The 18,816-nt window shown below is 50.2% G+C and carries 17 protein-coding genes; 9 read left to right on the forward strand and 8 right to left on the reverse strand.

The window, feature by feature from the left end; all coding sequences use genetic code 11:
- Positions 1 to 203: 203 nt before the first annotated feature.
- From H2508_RS11670 to H2508_RS11700, 7 genes are all read left to right on the forward strand, one after another.
- Positions 204 to 1,247, forward strand: coding sequence for an aromatic ring-hydroxylating dioxygenase subunit alpha (locus H2508_RS11670; protein WP_182173776.1), 1,044 nt, complete (start codon positions 204 to 206; stop codon positions 1,245 to 1,247).
- Between the two features lie 108 nt (positions 1,248 to 1,355).
- Complete coding sequence (locus tag H2508_RS11675) at positions 1,356 to 3,011, forward strand: FAD-dependent oxidoreductase (protein ID WP_182173779.1); 1,656 nt, start codon at positions 1,356 to 1,358, stop codon at positions 3,009 to 3,011.
- Positions 3,008 to 4,426 (forward strand): FAD-dependent oxidoreductase, encoded by a 1,419-nt coding sequence (locus H2508_RS11680; RefSeq protein ID WP_182173782.1) that lies wholly within the window; start codon positions 3,008 to 3,010, stop codon positions 4,424 to 4,426. Before H2508_RS11675 ends, H2508_RS11680 begins: the two co-directional genes overlap by 4 nt.
- Positions 4,407 to 5,513 (forward strand): phosphotransferase family protein, encoded by a 1,107-nt coding sequence (locus H2508_RS11685; protein ID WP_182173785.1) that lies wholly within the window; start codon positions 4,407 to 4,409, stop codon positions 5,511 to 5,513. The genes H2508_RS11680 and H2508_RS11685 overlap by 20 nt, the downstream gene beginning before the upstream one ends.
- Before the next feature lie 105 nt (positions 5,514 to 5,618).
- Complete coding sequence (locus H2508_RS11690) at positions 5,619 to 7,961, forward strand: TonB-dependent receptor (RefSeq protein ID WP_182173787.1); 2,343 nt, start codon at positions 5,619 to 5,621, stop codon at positions 7,959 to 7,961.
- Positions 7,962 to 8,238: 277 nt separating this feature from the next.
- Entirely contained in the window at positions 8,239 to 9,021 is a 783-nt protein-coding gene (locus H2508_RS11695; protein ID WP_182173790.1) for an SDR family NAD(P)-dependent oxidoreductase, read from the forward strand.
- A 4-nt stretch (positions 9,022 to 9,025) separates the two neighbouring features.
- On the forward strand, positions 9,026 to 10,141 hold the full coding sequence (locus tag H2508_RS11700) for a hypothetical protein (RefSeq protein WP_182173793.1): 1,116 nt from the start codon (positions 9,026 to 9,028) through the stop codon (positions 10,139 to 10,141).
- Positions 10,142 to 10,261: 120 nt separating this feature from the next.
- Here the strand turns inward: H2508_RS11700 and H2508_RS11705 are convergent, their stop codons facing one another.
- The 6 genes from H2508_RS11705 to H2508_RS11730 all read right to left on the reverse strand — a co-directional run bounded on the left by H2508_RS11705 (position 10,262) and on the right by H2508_RS11730 (position 15,382).
- Entirely contained in the window at positions 10,262 to 10,588 is a 327-nt protein-coding gene (locus H2508_RS11705) for a DUF4286 family protein (RefSeq protein ID WP_182173796.1), read from the reverse strand.
- Positions 10,589 to 10,699: 111 nt separating this feature from the next.
- Positions 10,700 to 11,809 (reverse strand): hypothetical protein, encoded by a 1,110-nt coding sequence (locus tag H2508_RS11710; RefSeq protein WP_182173799.1) that lies wholly within the window; start codon positions 11,807 to 11,809, stop codon positions 10,700 to 10,702.
- A gap of 41 nt (positions 11,810 to 11,850) precedes the next feature.
- Positions 11,851 to 12,897, reverse strand: a complete 1,047-nt coding sequence (locus H2508_RS11715; protein ID WP_182173802.1) for a phosphotransferase family protein — start codon at positions 12,895 to 12,897, stop codon at positions 11,851 to 11,853.
- A 72-nt stretch (positions 12,898 to 12,969) separates the two neighbouring features.
- Entirely contained in the window at positions 12,970 to 13,833 is an 864-nt protein-coding gene (locus tag H2508_RS11720) for an SDR family NAD(P)-dependent oxidoreductase (protein ID WP_182173805.1), read from the reverse strand.
- An 84-nt stretch (positions 13,834 to 13,917) separates the two neighbouring features.
- Positions 13,918 to 14,460: a nuclear transport factor 2 family protein gene (locus tag H2508_RS11725; RefSeq protein WP_182173808.1), complete on the reverse strand. Its 543-nt coding sequence runs from the start codon at positions 14,458 to 14,460 to the stop codon at positions 13,918 to 13,920.
- 49 nt (positions 14,461 to 14,509) lie between these two features.
- Positions 14,510 to 15,382: an LLM class F420-dependent oxidoreductase gene (locus H2508_RS11730; protein ID WP_182173811.1), complete on the reverse strand. Its 873-nt coding sequence runs from the start codon at positions 15,380 to 15,382 to the stop codon at positions 14,510 to 14,512.
- Between the two features lie 315 nt (positions 15,383 to 15,697).
- Between H2508_RS11730 and H2508_RS11735 the strand changes: the two genes are divergently transcribed.
- Positions 15,698 to 16,459: a glucose 1-dehydrogenase gene (locus H2508_RS11735; RefSeq protein ID WP_182173814.1), complete on the forward strand. Its 762-nt coding sequence runs from the start codon at positions 15,698 to 15,700 to the stop codon at positions 16,457 to 16,459.
- A gap of 24 nt (positions 16,460 to 16,483) precedes the next feature.
- On the opposite strand, the gene H2508_RS11740 is transcribed toward H2508_RS11735, so the two are convergent.
- The gene (locus tag H2508_RS11740) at positions 16,484 to 17,116 is read right to left on the reverse strand and encodes a TetR/AcrR family transcriptional regulator (RefSeq protein WP_182173817.1); all 633 of its coding nucleotides are present in this window, start codon (positions 17,114 to 17,116) and stop codon (positions 16,484 to 16,486) included.
- 103 nt (positions 17,117 to 17,219) lie between these two features.
- Between H2508_RS11740 and H2508_RS11745 the strand changes: the two genes are divergently transcribed.
- Positions 17,220 to 18,098, forward strand: a complete 879-nt coding sequence (locus tag H2508_RS11745) for an SDR family NAD(P)-dependent oxidoreductase (RefSeq protein ID WP_182173820.1) — start codon at positions 17,220 to 17,222, stop codon at positions 18,096 to 18,098.
- Between the two features lie 109 nt (positions 18,099 to 18,207).
- On the opposite strand, the gene H2508_RS11750 is transcribed toward H2508_RS11745, so the two are convergent.
- On the reverse strand, positions 18,208 to 18,816 hold a 609-nt coding region (locus H2508_RS11750; protein ID WP_268920732.1), incomplete at its 5' end, for an acyl-CoA dehydrogenase family protein.

An 18,816-nucleotide genomic window follows, 5' to 3' on the forward strand; every position in this document is an offset into this window, starting at 1 on the left:
GCATTGGCATGGGCATACTCCTGATACGGGACAGATGACTCAATCATCACCCTTGTCGGGCGCTGCGTCATCGTCTCGACGGACTAGGTCAGGAAGCCGGGCGCAAACACCGTGGCAGCCCGAGGGCTAGTCCGCTTGGACGATGATGTGGCGCTGAAGGAGGGACTATGATGAGCTCATTCCCTATGATCCGAGGAGTTCCCATGAGTGCAGTAGAAGCATCCAGTCAGTTAGTTGTTGGCGACGCCCCTTGGCCTAAGAATCACTGGTATGTGGCGGCCTATAGCCATGAAATTAGCGATAAGCCCTTGGCGCGTGAGTTATTGGACACGCCGGTGGTGCTGTTTCGGGACAGCCGCGGCCAGCTCGGTGCCCTGTTTGATCGCTGTCCCCACCGGGGGATGCCCTTCTCTGAAGGGGAAGTGGTGGGCGACGCCCTGCAGTGTCCTTATCACGGCATGGAGTTTGATACCTCGGGTCAGTGCACCCATATCCCCTCCAGCCAGATGATTCCCAAAAGGATGTGTGTCTCGGCTTACCCGGTGCAGGAGCAATATGGCTTGGTATGGATCTGGATGGGTGACCCGGATCAGCTTGGCCCCCTGCCCGACTTAGCGCGCTGGGGCTTTGGCCGAGCCGATTGGCACTGGGAACCGGCGGTGTGCTTGGAAGTGGCGGCCAACTACTTGCTGCCCTTAGAGAACCTGCTTGATGCCAGCCATATCACCTTCCTACACAAAGGGCAGATCGACCAAGGCTTGGTGGCCTCACACCCCTTTGAGGTGACAGTGAACGGCACTGAGCTGCGCGTAGACCGGGTGCTAGAGAAAGAAAAGCAAAGCCCGCTGACCATGAAGACCTTCGGCTTTAGTGGCGACACTGCGACCCGCTCGATCATTGCCGAGGCCTTTTTACCGGCCTTGTGCGGCATACGGGTGGAAATACGCCCTGACAGCGACCCCGACCAGGCGCCGCAGGTCAACCAACTGGCGGTGGGCATCACACCGCGCAACCGCAAGAGCTGCTATCAGTTCACGGCCGTGGCGCAGACCTTCCCCTTTATCAACGAGCAGCGCAACGAGGATTTGCGCAACTTACTGATGGAGGATGTGGCGGCGATGGAGAGCATACAGCGGTTGCATGAGCGCTTGGCCCCGGACTTGCGTCCGGAGTTTAGCGTCAAGTCTGACGAAGCGGCGATGCGGGCGCGGCGCATTCTGGCGCGGATGATTGAAGAGGAAGCCTGAGGAAGGTGATATTGAAACGAGTACTCTAGTCCAAACAGACGATTGTTAAGTCCTTGCATCAGCTATAAGGTAGAACATGTTCTAAATAATAAAATAGGGTGCAAAACCATGACCGGAAGTGAAAACTCGATTGATGTAATGGTTGTTGGCGGAGGTGTCGCCGGTTTGTGCGCAGCTATCGCTGCTCACGATCAGGGTGCCAAAGTCATGCTGGTAGAAGCCGCTGATCAGTTAGGTGGAACAGCGAGTTGGTCTGGCGGTGCCCTTTGGGTGCCGGCTAATCACCACCTCGCTGCAGCGGGTGGAGAGGACAGTCGTGACGCGGCGCTGGCTTATATGCGCCACTGCTCCCAAGGCCGCAGTAAAGATAGTTTACTCGCTGCCTATCTCGATGCAGCCCCTGAGGTAGTGCGCTATCTTGAGGACAACACGCCACTGCGCTTTGAAGTAGGCATTATGCCTGACTATGAAGGCGGTATAGAAGGTGGCTTTTATACCCCTGGCCTCAGCCGTTCACTAGCACCCCATGTATTCAATATTAATCGTCTCGGGGATCAGCAAAAGCTGTTGCGTCGATCTCCTCATGGCACGGTGCCTTTTGGCTACCAAGAATATGCTCAAATGAACGCCACCATACACCCAGAACGCATTGACCCAGTGGAATACCAGCGCAGATTAGAGGCGGGTGATCTAGGCTGGGGTGAAGCACTGTGTGCAGCACTTTTGTTGGGTGTATTGGAGCGGGACATCCAAATCAGTACTGAAACGCGTCTCAGTGAAGCAAGGCCAAGTGATACAGGTTATGACGTGACTCTGGATAGTCAGGCAAGGGGCCAGTCGGAGTTAGCGGTGCGCAACTTGATTTTGTGTTGCGGTGGCTATGAGTGGGACTCAGAGCTGATGGAGAAAAATTTCCCAAGGGCCAATGTGCAGCCCGCCACCGTGCCGGATAACTTGGGCACCGCCTGGAAGTTGGCAGAGCAGCTTGGAGCACAAATAGGTAACGAGAGTACCTGCTGGGGCTGGCCCGCTTACAAGATTCCTGGAGAGACGTTAGCTGATGGCAACGACCTGATACGTTCAGGACTCGTAGAGCGCGCTCTGCCCCATATGGTATTGATAAACGCGAAAGGTCGGCGTTTTGTCGATGAAAGCCTGCCCTATCACGCCATACTTAAAGCCATGGTAGAGCTAGATAGTGATGGCTATAGCTGCCCCAACCTGCCGGCCTTTCATGTCTTCGACCAGCAATTCCGCGACAAATACTCTTTTGGCCCTATCGCGCCGGGTATGCCAACGCCGGATTGGATGCTGCAAGCTGAGTCATTAGAAGAGCTTGCAGCTAAAGCCGGTATCGATGCTGCAAGCTTAGTCAGCACTATTGAGCGCTTTAACCAAGATGTGGCTGAGCGCGGTAAAGACAGTGAGTTTCATCGCGGCACCAGTTCTTATGGACTGTTCTGGGGAGACCCAGACAACCAGCCTGCGCCCAACTTAGGTTGTGTGAATAAAGGGCCTTTCTATGCAGTCCCCATGTTCCCCTCAACAATAGGCACCTGTGGTGGGCCAGTGACTGACGAGCACGCTCGAGTACTCGATAGTGAGGGTAAGGCTATGCCTGGCTTATATGCCGCTGGCAACAGTACTGCAGCCTTTAGTGGCCCGTCCTATTTTGGACCGGGCGGAACCATTGGGCCGGCGATGATCTTTGGCGTTGTCGCGGCTCGTCATGCCGGTAAGCGCCTACAAGGAGAAGCTTCATGAACTCAGCAAGCACAGATTACGATGTCATAGTTATTGGTGCTGGTGGGGCTGGCATGACGGCGGCCATTACGGCGGCAAAAAATGGCGCGCGCGTGGCACTTTTGGAAGCCTGGGATCGCGTCGGTGGATCCACCGCCCTGTCAGGCGGTTACTTGTACGCCACGGGGACTAAACAGCAAAAAGCGCAGGCCGTAGATGATAGTCCAGAGCGCATGTACGAAGACATTCGCGCTTTAAATGGCGACTCCATCCCAGAACCCGTATTGCGTCGCTTTATTAAGGAGAGCGCTGACACAGTCGCTTGGGTGGAGTCTCTCGGGGTGAAGTTTCCAACGGAGTACTGTGTTTCTCCCGACGGAATTATGCCGGCAAGAGCACATGCCCCTGAAGGCAATGGTCTTTCAATCACAGAAAAACTGGATCTTGAGGTCAATCGCTGTGGCATTGATTTAGCTTTAAACACACGGGTACAAGAACTACTAAAAGATGATACAGGTGCGGTGACTGGAGTGCGCTTGCCTGATGGCGATATCAGTGCAGGGGCGGTCATTATCGCTTGCGGTGGAATAGGTGGAGACCCAGCCCTGCTCGATGAACACTGCCCTAAAACTAAGCGCAACGGTGACTGGCGCTGGTACGTCGGCTGTCAAACGAACCGCGGTGATGGCTTGCGCTTAACTCAAGCAGTGGGCGGAAAAGTGAGCGGTAAAGACAGTGGGCTCTTTTTGATGACGCCAAATTTCCACCGCGATCTGGAGGTCATTGGGCCCGCCTGGGTGATGATGGTTAACAGCCGAGGCGAACGTATTATGCGTGAAGATGGTGCTTACTGGGCGGTGTCTGAAGCACTTGAGGCACAGCCTGATGGTCGTGCCTTTGCAGTGTTCTCACATGAACAAATGCTCGCTGCTGAACCTGATCCACGGGTCTTACAAGCCATCGCAGATGGCACGATAACCCTCAATTGGACTCCAGAGGTATTGACCGCGCAGCAGGGCGCAGGTCGTGTATTGAAGGCTGATACATTGGCAGAACTCGGTCGCCAGGCTGGATTGGATCCAGCAAAGCTGGAAGCGGCGACAGAGCGCTATAACCGCTTAGCTAAAGAGGGCAATGACGTCGACTTTGGCAAGGACAGCGCTGCAATGCAAGCTATCCTAGAGCCACCTTTTTATGCCGTAGAAGTGAGGCCAGCACTGGCTATCGTCACTGGCGCTGGACCTGCGATCGATGGCTCCGCTCGGGTACTCAGTGACAGTGGTGGCATTGTACCGGGCTTATACGCAGCGGGAGAAACGACGGGTAATGTCTATGGGCGCTACTATGTAGGAAGTGGTTACGCGATTAACTCTGCACTGACATTTGGTCGTGTAGCGGGTCAGGAGGCTGCGAGCTTTGCGCTCCAAAACAATTGATGCCGCCATTGCCACATTGTCTTCTAGTGATACGAGTGCACTAGAAGGCGCGCTATTTCATTGGTGCAAAGAAACTTGGCCGCGAGCGGTACTCAATGGAGTGCGCAGCAAATCTGGCAGTGGCGCTTCCAGCGAACTGATTTTTTTGGATATCGATAAAGGTGAAGGGCAGGGCCTTGAAACCTTGGTGCTGCGGCTCAATTCGCGCTGGCCGGTTTATCCGATACAGGATTTGCATCATCAAGGGCGCTGCCTGGAAATCCTTGGGAGGGCTTTGCCGAGCAGCTTAAAGGTAGCAAAAGTCGAGGCAGTTGAGACTCGCATCTTAGCCGGTATAGACCGACCATTTTTAGCCATGTCTTACCTTGAGGGGCGCTTGGCACCCGACCAGCCGGCCTATGTATTAGAAGGCTGGCTCTACGACTTGGATAAGCGAGAGCGCGAACAGTTATGGCATGCTGGGGTTGCTGCAATGCTTGCAGTACACAACAGCCACCTTTCTGCTGAGGAATCAAAAGAGCTCTCTTTACCCCTTGCTGGTGAAACTGCACTGCAGCGCATGTTGAATTATTGGTCGCTATTTTTACGACATGTGGAAAGCAATGGTGACTACCCCGTTCTGCGCGCCGCAGTATCTTGGTTGCATGACAATCAACCAAATTATGACAGTGAACCCCGCTTAGTCTGGGGCGACGCAAGTCTGCGCAATATGATGTTTGAGGGGCTTGCGCCAAGCGCTCTACTCGATTTCGAGTTCGCCCACCTTGGGCTATGGGAGCTGGATGTCGCCTTCTACCCACTGATGGACTTTGTGATGGCAGATGGCTTTGCCGGGGGAGCTGAACGGCTCAGTGGCTTCGCGGGCTTATCTGACACTATGGATTACTACGAAGCTTTGAGTGGCCGAAAGATGGTCCATCGAGAATATTTCTTACGTATGGCCCTAAGCTATATGGCACTCAGTACAACGCGGGTTTATCAACGCCTGGCGATCAATGGCAGCATTTCGTCACAGGCCGTTTATGACAATCCGCCACTACAATTATTAGAAGACATTATGTCGGGAAAGCGTGCTCTACCGGCATAAAAAATAACTTGCGCTGCTAAAGTGCATCACATAACTTGGAACAAGTGTCAACGTCCCGCTCAAGACTTTGATTCTTGAATATAACGATAAACTAGGGTGGTTATCATGAAATTTGATCAACAGACACGCTTTACTATCAAACCCTTGGTAGCTGCCATAGCAGGCTGTGCCCTGCTATCTTCAGTGCCATCCGCTCAGGCACAAAACACGACGACTAGCCTAATGCTAGAGGAAGTCGTGGTTACCGCTAGGAAGCGAGCGGAAACTATGGCCGATGCCCCGGTAGCAATCGCTGCTTTGGGCCGCCGTTCACTAGAGCAATACAACATCACCCGTATTGAAGATATGGCCTCCTTAGCTGGGGGAAGTGTGATTATTGCTGATAGCGGGGTGACGCCAACGGTATCCATTCGCGGGGTCAGCTCAGATTCTACTAACGCCGGTTTCGATCAGTCAGTAGGTTTGATTATTGATGGGGTGTTTTACGATCGGAGTCGCTGGACTCAGCAGGGCTTCTTTGACGCTGCTCAGGTGGAAATCCTAAAGGGCCCGCAGGCTCTGTTCTTCGGCAAGAGCACGGTCGCCGGTGCGGTGGTACTTACCACGGCTGATCCCACTGAAGAATTTGAAGGCGAAGTCACTGTCGGCCATGAATTTGAGGCCAATGAGTGGTACACCAAAGCTTATGTGAGTGGCGCCCTTAGCGATACATTAGGTGCCCGCCTAGCCTTTAGTTATTTAGATTCAGATGGCTGGCTGAAAAATCAGACACCGAATGGCTTTAAGCGTGATATTGGTGGCGAAGAAGAGTTTATGGGTCGACTTACCCTACTTTGGCAGCCAAGTGATGATCTGAGCGCTAACTTCAAGATTCAAGGTGTCACCAATAACACAGACGGTGCCGGCTATCGCGCTCAACTTTATAATTGCCGGGGGCCATCGCCCACAGGCACAACAATCACAGGTATCCCTGCAGACTTGGGTCCAGGTGGCGCGCCCTTCCCCATTGCTGATGACTGTAAGTTAAACGATAAAGTATCGGTTTACCCCGGTGCTGCAGGTTTTGCCAGTCCACCCAAAGGTGAGTTTGAGTCTGTGTTAACCAGCTTAAACGTCAACTGGGACTTGGGTGATTGGACCCTCACTTCTGTGACGGGCTGGAACGATTACACCTTAGATGACCAAACGGGTTACGTCGCATCTCAGGGCAATATTGCAGCGAAACAAAAAGAGTCAAACAAGGCATTCAGTCAAGAGTTTCGCATCATGAGTGACTTTGATGGGCCGTTGAATGTCCTGGCGGGCATTAACTACCAGAAGTCAGAGTTTTTGTTCCGCAATGCTTCGCAGATCATTCTGGCTATACCGGATCCACGGAACGGCCGAGTAGATTCACAAGACCATACAGCTACACAAGATAGTGATTATAAGTCGGTATTTGGTGAGGTAACTTGGGCCATTAATCCAGAGTGGACCCTGAGTGCCGGTGCACGCTATTCCCGCGAGGAGAAGGATGCCGAATACAAATTGCCCTTTGTGAATCAGTGGTTTGAGACGATATTTGGTTTCCCTTTTTGGTTGCCGGAAGGCACGCATATCAAAGATCGCTTTAAGGACAGTAATGTTTCGCCTCAGGTCACTTTGCAGTGGGCACCAAAAGATAATTGGAACGTCTTTGCTTCATATCGAGAAGGCTTTTTACCCGGTGGTTTTTCCCTCGGTGCTACACCTCAAGCTGGGCTACAGCTAGAAGACTTTCAGTTTGATAGCGAAGAGGTCAAAGGTTATGAGCTTGGCTTCAAGGGTCTGTTTCTTGGTGACTCTCTAAGCCTGGACGTGATTGCCTATGATTATGAATTTACCAACTTACAGGTCAACGTCTATGTACCAGAAACAGCTTCCTTCGTGGTTGGCAACGCGGGCAAGGCCTTAACTGAAGGGCTGGAAGCATCGCTTAGATGGCAGGCATCGGAGTACTTACAGCTACATGCCTCGGCTACTTACAACAAGGGCGAGTACGACAACTACAAAACCCAGTGCTATACCCTACAAAGCGCTGCGCAAGGTTGTAATACAAGTACCAATATTCAGGATATGAGCGGTAAGTCACTACCGCGCGCACCTGAATATACCGTGGGTGCTGGTGCTTTATTCACCTACCCCTTAGGGGAATGGGAGGCCAGCTTTGCCACTGACCTGAACTGGTCCGATGACTTTTATTTGGATAACTCAGCAAGCCCTTTCCTAAGTCAGGATAGCTATGTCCGAGTTGATATGACGCTAGCTTTAGAATCGATGGACCGTAAGTGGCGCGCTGCAGTGATTGGCCGCAACATTACCGATGAGGTGATCACGACCTTCGGCGCTACACGGGGCTTTACTAACGATAACTTAGCGACACTGCAGCCGCTGATGCGTTGGGGTGTCGAGTTAAGCTATCGCTTTTAAAGGCAGCAATAAAAACGCTGCGCTGTAAAACCTCTACTCTTTTGCCAGGCTTGGGCAGTTGAAGCTCTGGCAAGAGTAGGCAACCCACAGTGCCCAGGGTGTCACGAGATGTGCTTTTCCTAAATAAAGTGGGCTCGCGTGAAAGTTGGCTGAGCTGCTAAGTTCTGCCCTAGCTGTTTAGTAAAAACCGGCTGAATACCTACAGCTAGCTAACTAGAAAAGCCATTACTAAAAAAACTTTATGTGCATAGCATTATTCAGCACAGGAGAAATAATAATGAATCGCCTGCATGAAAAAGTTGTTTTGATCACTGGGGCTAATCGAGGTATGGGTCATACTGCGGCAAAACTACTTGCACAAGAAGGTGCGCTAGTCATTGCCACAGACATTAACGACTCCGGTTTAGAAGAGTTATCGGGGATGGGTATCGACAGTCGTATACTCGATGTCACTAGTGAAGATGCTTGGCGGGATACTGTTGAGGCAATAGTAAAAAAATATGGCCGCTTAGATGTCTTAGTCAATAATGCAGGCATCGTGCACGTGGCAGACCCAGTGACTTTCGATCTTAATGAGTGGCGCCAGATGTGTGCTGTCAATGTTGAGGGCACCATGCTGGGCTGCAAATATGCGCTACCAGTGATGAGCGAACAGGGCGCGGGTTCGATTGTTAATATCGCTTCTATATCTGCTCACACCGGACTGTATTTTTATTCTGGATACTGCGCATCGAAAGGTGCCGTGGCTGCCTATACTCGGGCTGTTGCTGTGTACTGTGCGCAAAATCAGCTGGGAATAAGGTGTAACTCTATAAGCCCGGGTGGTATCGATACAAAAATTAACGAAGATTTAGCGGAACAGTTTGCACAACGTTTAGCTTCTATGAAGGTGCCGCCACAAAGCCCGGTGTCGGCAGATGGCCCGCAAATGCGCATGGGCGAGCACGAAGATATTGGCTGGGCAATAGTTTATTTGGCCTCTGACGAATCTAAGTTTATGAATGGATCTGATATACGTATCGATAACAGCTCTTCAATAACAGCAGCGGCGGTGGCCTGAGACTATGATTAGCCAGTTTGACGATTATTGTTTTCACCAAACACCTGATTACTTGCGGGTACCAGGGAGCACAGATCGTAATTTTTATGATCGCTATTTTTTCTCCGGTTATCGCACTGATGGGAGTTTGATGTTTGGTATTGCCTTTGGTCGATACCCGAATCGTTTTGTGCAGGATGCGCACTTCACTGTCACCTTTGGCGGACAACAGTATAGTCTTCATGCCAGTGACGAGCTGGCAGCAGATCCCGCTGATTCGCGGGTAGGGCCCATCAGCATCACGGTTGAGTCACCTATGCGCAGGTTGCGCTGCCGAGTTGATGGGCAGGAGCAGGGTATTTCTTGTGATTTAGTCTTTAGCGCGGAAACCGGAGCAATTGACGAAGGCCGTTTGCAAGTGGCACGCAAAGGGATGACCTATATCGATCAGACACGCTTTATGCAGTATGGACGCTGGAGTGGTTGGATTGAAGTCGATGGTGTGAGGCATGTATTAGAGCCCGATCAGGCCTGTGGCTTGCGTGATAAGTCTTGGGGTGTGCGAGCAATAGGAGAGCAGCAGGTCACTGCAAAGCCGGGTGAGCGCATCTTTTGGATGAATGTGGTGGCTCACTTAAACAATGATCGCTTCTGTGTGTTTCGCACCCTAGATAATGTTGATGGTAGTTCTCACGAGCGTGAAGGTTACGCGGCACCTATATACAGCGATAGCGAACAAGTACCGATCGGTGAGTCTGGTTTATCCCCAGTAAAGCACTGGGAATTTGATCTTCATTTTGCAGATGATTGCCGACGCATTGTCGCTGGAGACTACAAAATATACTGGCCGGAACAGCCGGTCTATGAATTGCAGGGCCGCTGCATCAATACCCTTTATTACGCCGGAATGGGCTACAACCACGACCGCTGGCATCATGGCCTAGACCATGGTGAGGTGTTGGTGGTTGAAAGAGAAGACTGGCCTACAGTCGCAGCTGATCCCTTAGCTTCGGATAGGCAATTTCTTGCATCATTTATGGAGTTTAGTCACAAGGGTAAAGTGGTGGGTTACGGTCATACCGAGCAACTCTTACTGGGAGACTATCACCCCTTGGGTTGGCGCTCTGGCAGTCTCGTATAAGAGCTCTCCGCAACAATTTACTTGCTACATATTCTTGCCTTCCGCCGTCGAGAAGCCTTGATAAAAGACGCTATTAAGTAGGCGCTGACAAAGCATTCAGGATCCTCTGAAGCTTTGTCCTTACTTAAAAGAGGCTATGGGATCTACTAAAAAATAACTAGCGCTTGATTGATCAAAGGCCTCGCTAATAGTCATAGCATCAAAGGCAGCATTTAAGTCATCAACAGCCTTTTGGGGGTCACCAGTGATTTCGTAAAGTGCTAAATATTTTTGTGGTAAATCTTCGCTCAGCTGGGCTTGAGATAAAGTATAGCGACGGCAGGCAGTAAAGCCGTGAAGAGCAAGTACTTCAGGAATATGCACCTCGTTGTACCAGCGGTTGAACTCTTCATCTCGACCCGCCAGCGCGTTTGTCTGAACAACGAGTAGCGACTTATTGTCCGTCATGTTTCAATCCTCAGATCTAATACTACTGTTTTTGGGCTAGATTAAAGCCGCAGTCAATTATTAGTTTACACAGCTTGTTCCAGGCTCAGCTTAATTAGGCATCACAAAACTTTAGGGGCCAATATTATATTTTGGATAGGGGCCTATAATGCACTGCTCAACAAAACCGAAACCCTTTTTACCATCGAGTGTGACCTCTACAATCTGATGCATGACAGAGTGCTTTTCACTCGATGGGTCTGCTTCATCGACACTCCAGCGCTCATGTCCTGTTGCTAACTCACCATGCCAGCTGCCGTGGTTCCATTTGGCGTGGCCGTAGCCAATGGAGTAAGTCCAGGCGGTGAGTAAGGGTGGGCCAATTTCTATCTTTCTTCTGTTGCCTGAAGCACTATCACTGCCAAGATAAATCGCTCCGCCGATGATTCTTTTTGTATCGCTATCGACTTTATATTCATGTGACCAGTTTTTGATGTGCTCAATCTCAGGCTCAACAATTGGCAATGAATCTTCATCTTTATATAAGGGAGCAATAATACTTTCTTCATTCAGCGTTATATCGCTAAAGGTATCTTCAAGTCTGAGTGAGTGAACGCAAAAGGTTTCGAAGTTTAGGGGAAGCCAATTCCAAAAAAGCTGTTCGGTAGCTTTAAAGTCGTCTCCGGAGTCATCGCCAAGCTTCCTAACGCCCCATGAGCGGTCTTTTATGCCCAGACAGACATCGGGCTCCACTGCAGTGCGAACCCCGTCGATTTCGAACCAGCCCTCCCAACAACCAAACTGGGTGAGGCGCATTGAATCATTGGTCGAGTCATCATCATTAGGGATGGATTGCCGCTCTTCTTGGATGGGGGCAGAGCGTGCACTCCAGCGCAAATCGCAAGACAGGCCACTGTCGTTAGCTGCCAGAGTGACCGTCATGGCGCGCATAGGCTTGTCGATCTTGAGCTCAAACTCCGCGAGTTTCATCTCAGTCGGTTCTGCGGGGTCTAAGCGAGATGCAAAAAAAGAATGATGGACACCATCAATTAAGAAGGTAATTGCACCATCCATAATCTGCCGGTTTGGATAGCGCCCTAAGGCAATAGCAAAGTAAAAATTGCCTTGTTTGTGAAAGCCGTTGGCGAAATAACGATCGTAGGCATTGTCATCTTTGGTCGCGGGCTGACGTACAGGTTTTGCAGTTTGGTGGATACAGTAATCGTCTAAAATGCTCAACATAGCAGCTCAAACCTTTAAAAATATTATGGATGATGGGGTGTTTAGTTGGGTTCTGGGTAGCCAAAGAGACGGGCCATTTCGATAGTGGCAAAATTAACTTCCTCCACTTTCGAGTCGGGCTCTTCGATGCCATTTTTAATATCAAATAAGCCAGCACGTAAGCGCATGACAGAGAGTCTAAAAGCAGCCCAGCGTTGGTAGTAATCAAGGTTGCTAAGTTTTACCCCAGAGTATTGCTGGTAAAGGGCAACAATCTCATCGTCACTCGGTGCCCCTAGCCGCTCTTTAGCAGCGTTGTTTCTTAAAAAGCGTTCAAAATATATAAACCAGCCGACATCAACTTCGCGGGCTGCTATTGCAGCAATTTCCCAATCCAGTACAGCGCTTAGCTGGTCTCCGTCATAGAGTAAGTTGCCTACCCTAGCATCACCCCAGTTAAGGACTGCCTCAGATTGTTCAGGAATATTATTAATAAGATAGTCGTAGGCTTGCTCAAACATTGGATAGGACTTTTCAGTAGATGCCTCATCCAAGTGGGCGCGATATTGCTCGAGTTGAACCTGCAGTGAGGACTTAGTCTGGGTGGCAAAATACAGCGATTTAAGTTCTGTGTTTTGCCAGTCGATAGCGTGAATACGAGCCAGCATAGCGATGGCTTGTTCATACAAGTATCGAAGGCGTTTCGGGTCACTGGTAACTGTTTCTTCATCAAAGATAGCTTCGCCGGCCATTTTTTCCATAAGGTAAAAAGGTCGGCCTAAAAAACTAGGGTCAGATTCAACAGCAAGTACTTTTGGCGTCAATAGTTCTTCAAATTGCTCTAGCTGCCGCAAGACAAAGGCCTGCTCTAACACATCAACATTAGGAATCGGTGTTTCACTTGTGGCGGGCTGCATTCGCAGAACGGCATCTTGGGTGATGGTGCTATTATTTTTAGAAAAATTGACAGAGTGAACATAGGTTTCATTGACTACGCCACTGATGGGAGTGCTGAACTGAGAAATTTTAGCGTCAGTCAAAGCCATGCGCTGCTGATACCACAGCTCTAAAAGCTTTGAGATGTCTTCTTTGGCATTGTTTGATGTCATTCTCGCGATCCTATTTTCGGCGCAGTGATCTTTGTTATTCTGTATCAGCCCTATGAGCTCAAGGTGCCAAACTTAGTAAATCACAGCCTCTCCAAATGTTGTTGTATCGCCAAAGTGTTCTCGCTGGGACGGAGGGGCGTTTCCGTTGATATCTAGAATGCCATAGGACTGGGCTAGTTCCGCTCCCAAAAATACTTGCCCCGTTTTAGTCATAATCTCAGGGTCCTTTGACAGTGCGTCGATCACTAAGCCACTGAATTCTGGTGTTTCCATAGCGTCTTTCATCGCCGTATATTGATCGGAATCAGCAGCCATTGCGCGCTTAGTACGCTCTGTTTGTAAGAGGCCAAGCCATAGGGATATAACGGCAACATTAAAAGGCTGGAAATCGATAGCCATGTCGTGGGCCATTTTGTCTGCTCCCGCTTTGCCCGCGCCGTAAGCTGGACCGTGAGCATAGATGCGCCCCCCGTAAGAAGAGGTATTTACCACTAGGCCCTTGCCATTAGCTATTAATAGAGGTGCCGCAAAATAGCTCGAGACATAGTGCGATCTAAGGCCGACATTCAGTATGTCTACTTGATTCAGTGATTTTTTCCAGAAGGGGGCTGGCTCAGTAAGCCCCTCGGGAAGGTGAGTTGCATTGTTGACTAAAATATCCAGTCGACCATGGTCTTTTTGAATTTGCTTAAAGACTTCCTCAACGTTTTTGTCATCAGCGTGATCACAAACTAGCGGAATAGCTTTACCGCCCGCTTCATTCACAGCATCAGCAGTGGCGTAGATGGTGCCCGGTAATGAGGAGTCGCCATCTTTCACCGAGCGACCAGTGATATAGACGGTATCGCCAAAGCTTCCCAAAGCGATGGCGATGCCCATACCTGCTCCTCGGCTGGCACCTGTAACGATAGAAACCCTATGCTTAGTAGTTGACATCTTGTACCCGATTTAAAATAGATTTTGTTATTGTGTTCACCAGCGAGCGGTCTGTGCGCTGACCATTTACAGTTTTATGATGGCTTATACATTGCTGCGTTTACCGGCTGTGAAGCCTTGAAAAAAACTGTATGAGGGGTCGTCTAGACCCGCTTGGCCGACCAGAGCTCCAGACACTAGTGGGTGACTAAAGTCGACGCTAGAGGGATCTTGAATATGGGTCCAGTCGGCAAGACCGGCTCGGTGTGAAAACTTCCAGACGCCCTCACGCTTTTCGTATTTATCTAAGTAGCGGCCACCGACTATTAAATCGATACTGCGCTTTTCTAGCGCCACCCGGTGGAAGGCGATGACATAGACTTCCCCTTCGGCCTTATCTCCATCGAGCTCAATATTATGAGTGCTAGTATTGTGATGAAGGATTTCCATCGGCGCTTGAATCTCTGGCAACTTGTCGATGAAATCCATGGCTAGGCCTTTGAAAAAACTGCCATGATCATCCAGCGCATCCTCGTGATAGAGCTCTCGCATTAACTTATGATCGTGCCGGTCGGCTGCGCGGCAGTAAATATGAACGAGATTTCTGATCGCTTCTAAATCAAGCAGGCGCTGGACTTGTGTTTGCATGGCGTGCTCCCAAAGTGGATCCACTGGCAAGTGCTCAGTGCTAAATGGCTCAGGCGACTTCTGGAATATATTTAGCGAAACGCTCTATGAGCGGCATTATCCGCTCTGGCTTGTCCCAGCCTTCAGCATCCACACCAATGATGATTCGATTTATTCCAAGGTCTTGATAGGCTTTCAGCCGATCTAAATCAGGCGTAATCATGGTTTGTAGTGTGATGTCGTATTGATCGGGGTCTCTGTCATACTCTTTAAGCAGCTCTCTAAATTTATTGATAGAGGCTGTTATTTCTTCCAGGGTGTTGCCTAGGGTCACGTCTACCGGGAGCCAGCCGTCCGCCCATTGCGCTGCATTCTTAAGACCAACCTGAGCCCCTGCGCCAAACAACACTTTGGGTCCCCCTTTTTGCTGTGGCTTGGGCTCACACCACACGGGATCGAAATCGATAAATTGTCCGTGGTATTCAGGGCTTGGATCTGTCCAGAGGCTGCGCAAAGCAGCGACGGCCTCTCTCAGTACCGAGTAGCGTTTTTTCCAAGGTTGGGTCGAGACATTAGTAAACTCTTCCTCGTTCCAGCCTACGCCCACTCCCATAATAAATCGGCCACCAGAGAAGCGGTCTAATGTGGCGATGGTTTTGGCTTGGGAGAATAAGTCTCGCTCAAGAGGTAGTGCGATCCCTGTGCCAATTTTTAGCTTAGTGGTTGCCGCGGCGGCAACAGTGAGTGACACGTAAGGGTCTTGCATATGTTTGTAAGGCTCGGGTAGCTCGGCCCCATCCATATAGGGTGTTGTGCGGCACATGGGTATATGGCTGTGTTCACCGGTCCACAGGGACTCATAACCGAGCTCTTCCAAGGTGCGTGCTAGCTCCGCAATGGGGGGGTCCATTGGCGTGTCCATTGTGCTAAATCCCAAGTGCATATTCTTATCCTTTAAAAGTCTGCTGCTGTAGCTCTTAAGCGCTTATTTAGCCCAGCAAGTTATCAATTTGTTGATTAAATGAATCCGCTTTTATTAGGCCATTGGCCATCTTTTATACATGCATAAGTTTGTTGAATTAGCCTAAGCCATGTTGGCTGTATAGGATTTTTCGCTAACATAGCATAGAATTTAGAACATGTTACAATTCGTGCTAAAGAAAGCAAATATTTTCAGCTGCTTAAGTCGATCTTGTAACTGCCTGAGAGAGTGTCGACTGTGTCGTCACATTGCATAAACTAATACTTGGAGTGATCCGTGAATCGATTTAAAAATAAAACAGTAGTGATCACAGGTGCCGCGCGGGGACAAGGTGAGGCGGCGGCACGTCTGTTTGCTAAAGAAGCTGCGAATGTCGTTATTACTGACATCCTAGATGAGCAAGGCCATGCCTTGGCAGAGAATTTAGGCGAGCAGGCAATGTACTGCCACTTGGATGTCTCGAATGAGGAGCAGTGGTTAAGCGTTGTTGATCAAACACTCCAGCGCTTTGGCGGTATAGATGTCCTGGTCAATAACGCCGGCGTGTTTACCATTAAAGAAATTGAGCGGACCAGTCTCGAAGAGTATTTAAGAGTCATTCAGATAAATCAGGTCGGTACATTCTTGGGGATGAAGTCCGTGATCGGGGCAATGCGAGACGGTGGTGGTGGCAGCATCGTCAACATATCTTCGGTATCGGGCATGATGGGTATGGCTAACACCGCTGCTTATACCGCCTCTAAATGGGCTGTTCGCGGTATGACGAAAACGGCGGCGATGGAGTTTGGCCCCTATGGCGTGCGGGTTAACTCTGTTCACCCGGGGCCGGTTGATACACCGATGGTGCGTGGTGCCTATCCAGAACTCAGCGATAATGCGATGTATGCTAGGCACCCCATTCCACGTATGGGTGCTGCGGAAGAAATTGCTAAGGTAGTTCTGTTCGTAGCGTCGTCAGATGCTTCGTTTTGTACTGGGGCAGAGTTTGCCGTTGACGGTGGAGCATCAGCAGGGCCTGGTACAGTTAAGTCTAGTTAACTTAGTCGGCATAGGCGCTGCGAATCAGTTATTAAGAATATCAATGAACTCTTTGCGCGTCTTTGCCTTGCTAATGGCGATAAACTGCAAGCATACGGCCTGGAGTAAGCGCTTCTTCAGGCTGCGATCGGCGATATAGCCTTGGCTCCATTTGACGATGAGCGCATAAACTTGGGTGACTAGGTCATCGGCGAATGGCTTGGTGTCCACCCAGGTTTCAAGGTGACCCCTGGCCTCTATTTGGCGGACGATCTGGTTAAACTCTGAGACGCTGTAGTCGTGAATAATCGCTCGAATTTCGGAAGCTTGTTGGTGGTGAAAATAAAAATATTGGACAGCTTTGGTGTAGTCGCGCAGGGGGCCTTTTATATCGTTGGCTGTTTGGCTTATTCGAGCTTTGACTTTTTCTGCAGGCGAGAGTGAGTCATCGAGCTCTTCAAAGCGGCCGCCAAAATCTAACTGTAGCGCAGCTGCGATAACCGCTTCTTTGCCACTGCTACCGAAATTATTATAAATGGTTGCTACGGCAATATTGCAGCGTTTAGCCAGTTCACGCATGGTAATGCCTTCAATGCCGACCTCACTAATCATATCCCGCGTGACATTGATAATGTGATTTCTTCGGGCTTCCACCACGGGTCGCAATGGTCGAGGCATAGATTTTTCTGCTCTCATAACTGAAGTTGTCCGGAAAACAAATAATCTCACTAGAATAACATGAGTACTAATTTAGTTATAAAACTTCGAGGGCCTGGCTTAAATGAAACAATTTAAAAATAAAGTAGCGGTCATTACAGGGGCTGCAAGCGGTATAGGTTTTGCGATAGCTGAGCAAGCGGCTGGTCGCGGAATGCATGTGGTAATTGCAGATATCGAAGAGCGTGCTTTGCGAATAGCAGAGGAAAAGTTAGGGACTATTAGTAAGGGCGGCAGGATTATGGCCTTAAAAATCGATGTCACTGACCCAAAACAAATGGCGAGCTTAGCTGAGCGATGCTTAAAGGAGTTTTCAGCCGTACATTTACTGGTTAACAATGCCGGAGTCGGTGGTGTTGCAGGTAATATCTGGGAAACAGATCTCAGTGATTGGCGCTGGGTGATGAATGTTAATTTATGGGGAGTGATACATGGTCTGCATGTTTTTTCCCGAATTATGCAGCGACAAAATGAAGGACATATCGTAAATACCGCGTCAGTAGCTGGCTTGATTGCTGCCTCAGGCATGGCCGGCTATGTTGCATCCAAGCATGCCGTCGTGGCCATATCAGAGGCAGTCTATAATGAGTTTTGTAGCGCAGGTATTAATGTTGGAGTGTCCGTGTTGTGCCCCAGTTATATCAATACCAATATCGGAAGCTCGGAACGTAACCGACCGGATGCTGTGGCTAAAGAGGAGCTCAGTGATGAGGAGCTAAAGAAAGAAGCAGAGCTAAAAGCTTATGCAAAAAAGTTTTTTGCAGAGACAGCTATGGCCGCCTCAGCAGTAGCCGAGCAAGTCTTTGAAGCGGTAGAGAAGCGCAGCTTTTACATTCTGACTCATCCGCAGGGTACCAAGGAAAAACTTAAGGAGCGTTTGAGTTCTATCATCAACGATCAGCCGCCACCTCTGCTATCTGCAGCAGACTTTCCTAGCCAATAAAAATAACACCACCAGAGGCAAACTCGCTGTCATTCGATTGCTCTAGGGGCAATAGCGATGACAGCGAATTTGGAGTGCCTTAGGAGCTGCTAAAAGCATTGCCTTGGCGCTATAAATACCACTCCTGGTTCTCTTTACCCAGTACGATCCCACCCCAGCTGCGGGCCACCACATTGGACTGCGCCGCGGCATGTTGGCGCGAGGTGATGATATCTCGATAGTAGCGACCAAAAGGCTGGGTGGCAAAGATGCCGCTGCCCCCGACGCACTGAAAGAGTCGCTTAGCCAGTCGCAGGCAGCGATCAGGCACCGCAGCGGCTTGGTACTTAAACAGCAGGCGGCGATCCATCGGCGGTGGCTCACCGCTCTGTGCGTGCTCCAGCAGCTCGTTGTAATTGCGTATTAAAACCAGTTCCATCTCGTCCAACTCGGCAAGGATCTCGGCACAGATGGCCTGTGCATCGGGGTCCTCCCGGGTGGCATTGCCCAGTGAACTGACGCGGTTTTCTGCGTAGTGCTCAAAGGCCTGCAGCATGCCGCGCAGGGCACCCAGCGCACTGGTGGTAATGGCGCGAATGAAGATCTGCTGGAAGGGAATGCGATACAGCGCCGCCGTGTTGACCGCGTTGCCAGGGCTATCGCAGCGAAAGCCATCCATTGCGTGATGCACGCGATGCTTAGGGACAAAGATGTCCTTCACCGCCACGTCCTGACTGCC

The organism is Sediminihaliea albiluteola (assembly GCF_014077625.1).
In the GTDB taxonomy this organism is placed as follows: Bacteria; Pseudomonadota; Gammaproteobacteria; order Pseudomonadales; family Halieaceae; genus Sediminihaliea; species Sediminihaliea albiluteola.

Bases quoted from the DNA above. Each gene is read 5' to 3' on its own strand.
- H2508_RS11740 (WP_182173817.1), bottom strand. From the start codon at position 17,116: ATGCCTCGACCATTGCGACCCGTGGTGGAAGCCCGAAGAAATCACATT.
- H2508_RS11690 (WP_182173787.1), top strand. From the start codon at position 5,619: ATGAAATTTGATCAACAGACACGCTTTACTATCAAACCCTTGGTAGCT.
- H2508_RS11710 (WP_182173799.1), bottom strand. From the start codon at position 11,809: ATGTTGAGCATTTTAGACGATTACTGTATCCACCAAACTGCAAAACCT.
- H2508_RS11720 (WP_182173805.1), bottom strand. From the start codon at position 13,833: ATGTCAACTACTAAGCATAGGGTTTCTATCGTTACAGGTGCCAGCCGA.
- H2508_RS11670 (WP_182173776.1), top strand. From the start codon at position 204: ATGAGTGCAGTAGAAGCATCCAGTCAGTTAGTTGTTGGCGACGCCCCT.
- H2508_RS11745 (WP_182173820.1), top strand. From the start codon at position 17,220: ATGAAACAATTTAAAAATAAAGTAGCGGTCATTACAGGGGCTGCAAGC.
- H2508_RS11695 (WP_182173790.1), top strand. From the start codon at position 8,239: ATGAATCGCCTGCATGAAAAAGTTGTTTTGATCACTGGGGCTAATCGA.
- H2508_RS11730 (WP_182173811.1), bottom strand. From the start codon at position 15,382: ATGCACTTGGGATTTAGCACAATGGACACGCCAATGGACCCCCCCATT.
- H2508_RS11725 (WP_182173808.1), bottom strand. From the start codon at position 14,460: ATGCAAACACAAGTCCAGCGCCTGCTTGATTTAGAAGCGATCAGAAAT.
- H2508_RS11715 (WP_182173802.1), bottom strand. From the start codon at position 12,897: ATGACATCAAACAATGCCAAAGAAGACATCTCAAAGCTTTTAGAGCTG.
- H2508_RS11675 (WP_182173779.1), top strand. From the start codon at position 1,356: ATGACCGGAAGTGAAAACTCGATTGATGTAATGGTTGTTGGCGGAGGT.
- H2508_RS11680 (WP_182173782.1), top strand. From the start codon at position 3,008: ATGAACTCAGCAAGCACAGATTACGATGTCATAGTTATTGGTGCTGGT.
- H2508_RS11705 (WP_182173796.1), bottom strand. From the start codon at position 10,588: ATGACGGACAATAAGTCGCTACTCGTTGTTCAGACAAACGCGCTGGCG.
- H2508_RS11700 (WP_182173793.1), top strand. From the start codon at position 9,026: ATGATTAGCCAGTTTGACGATTATTGTTTTCACCAAACACCTGATTAC.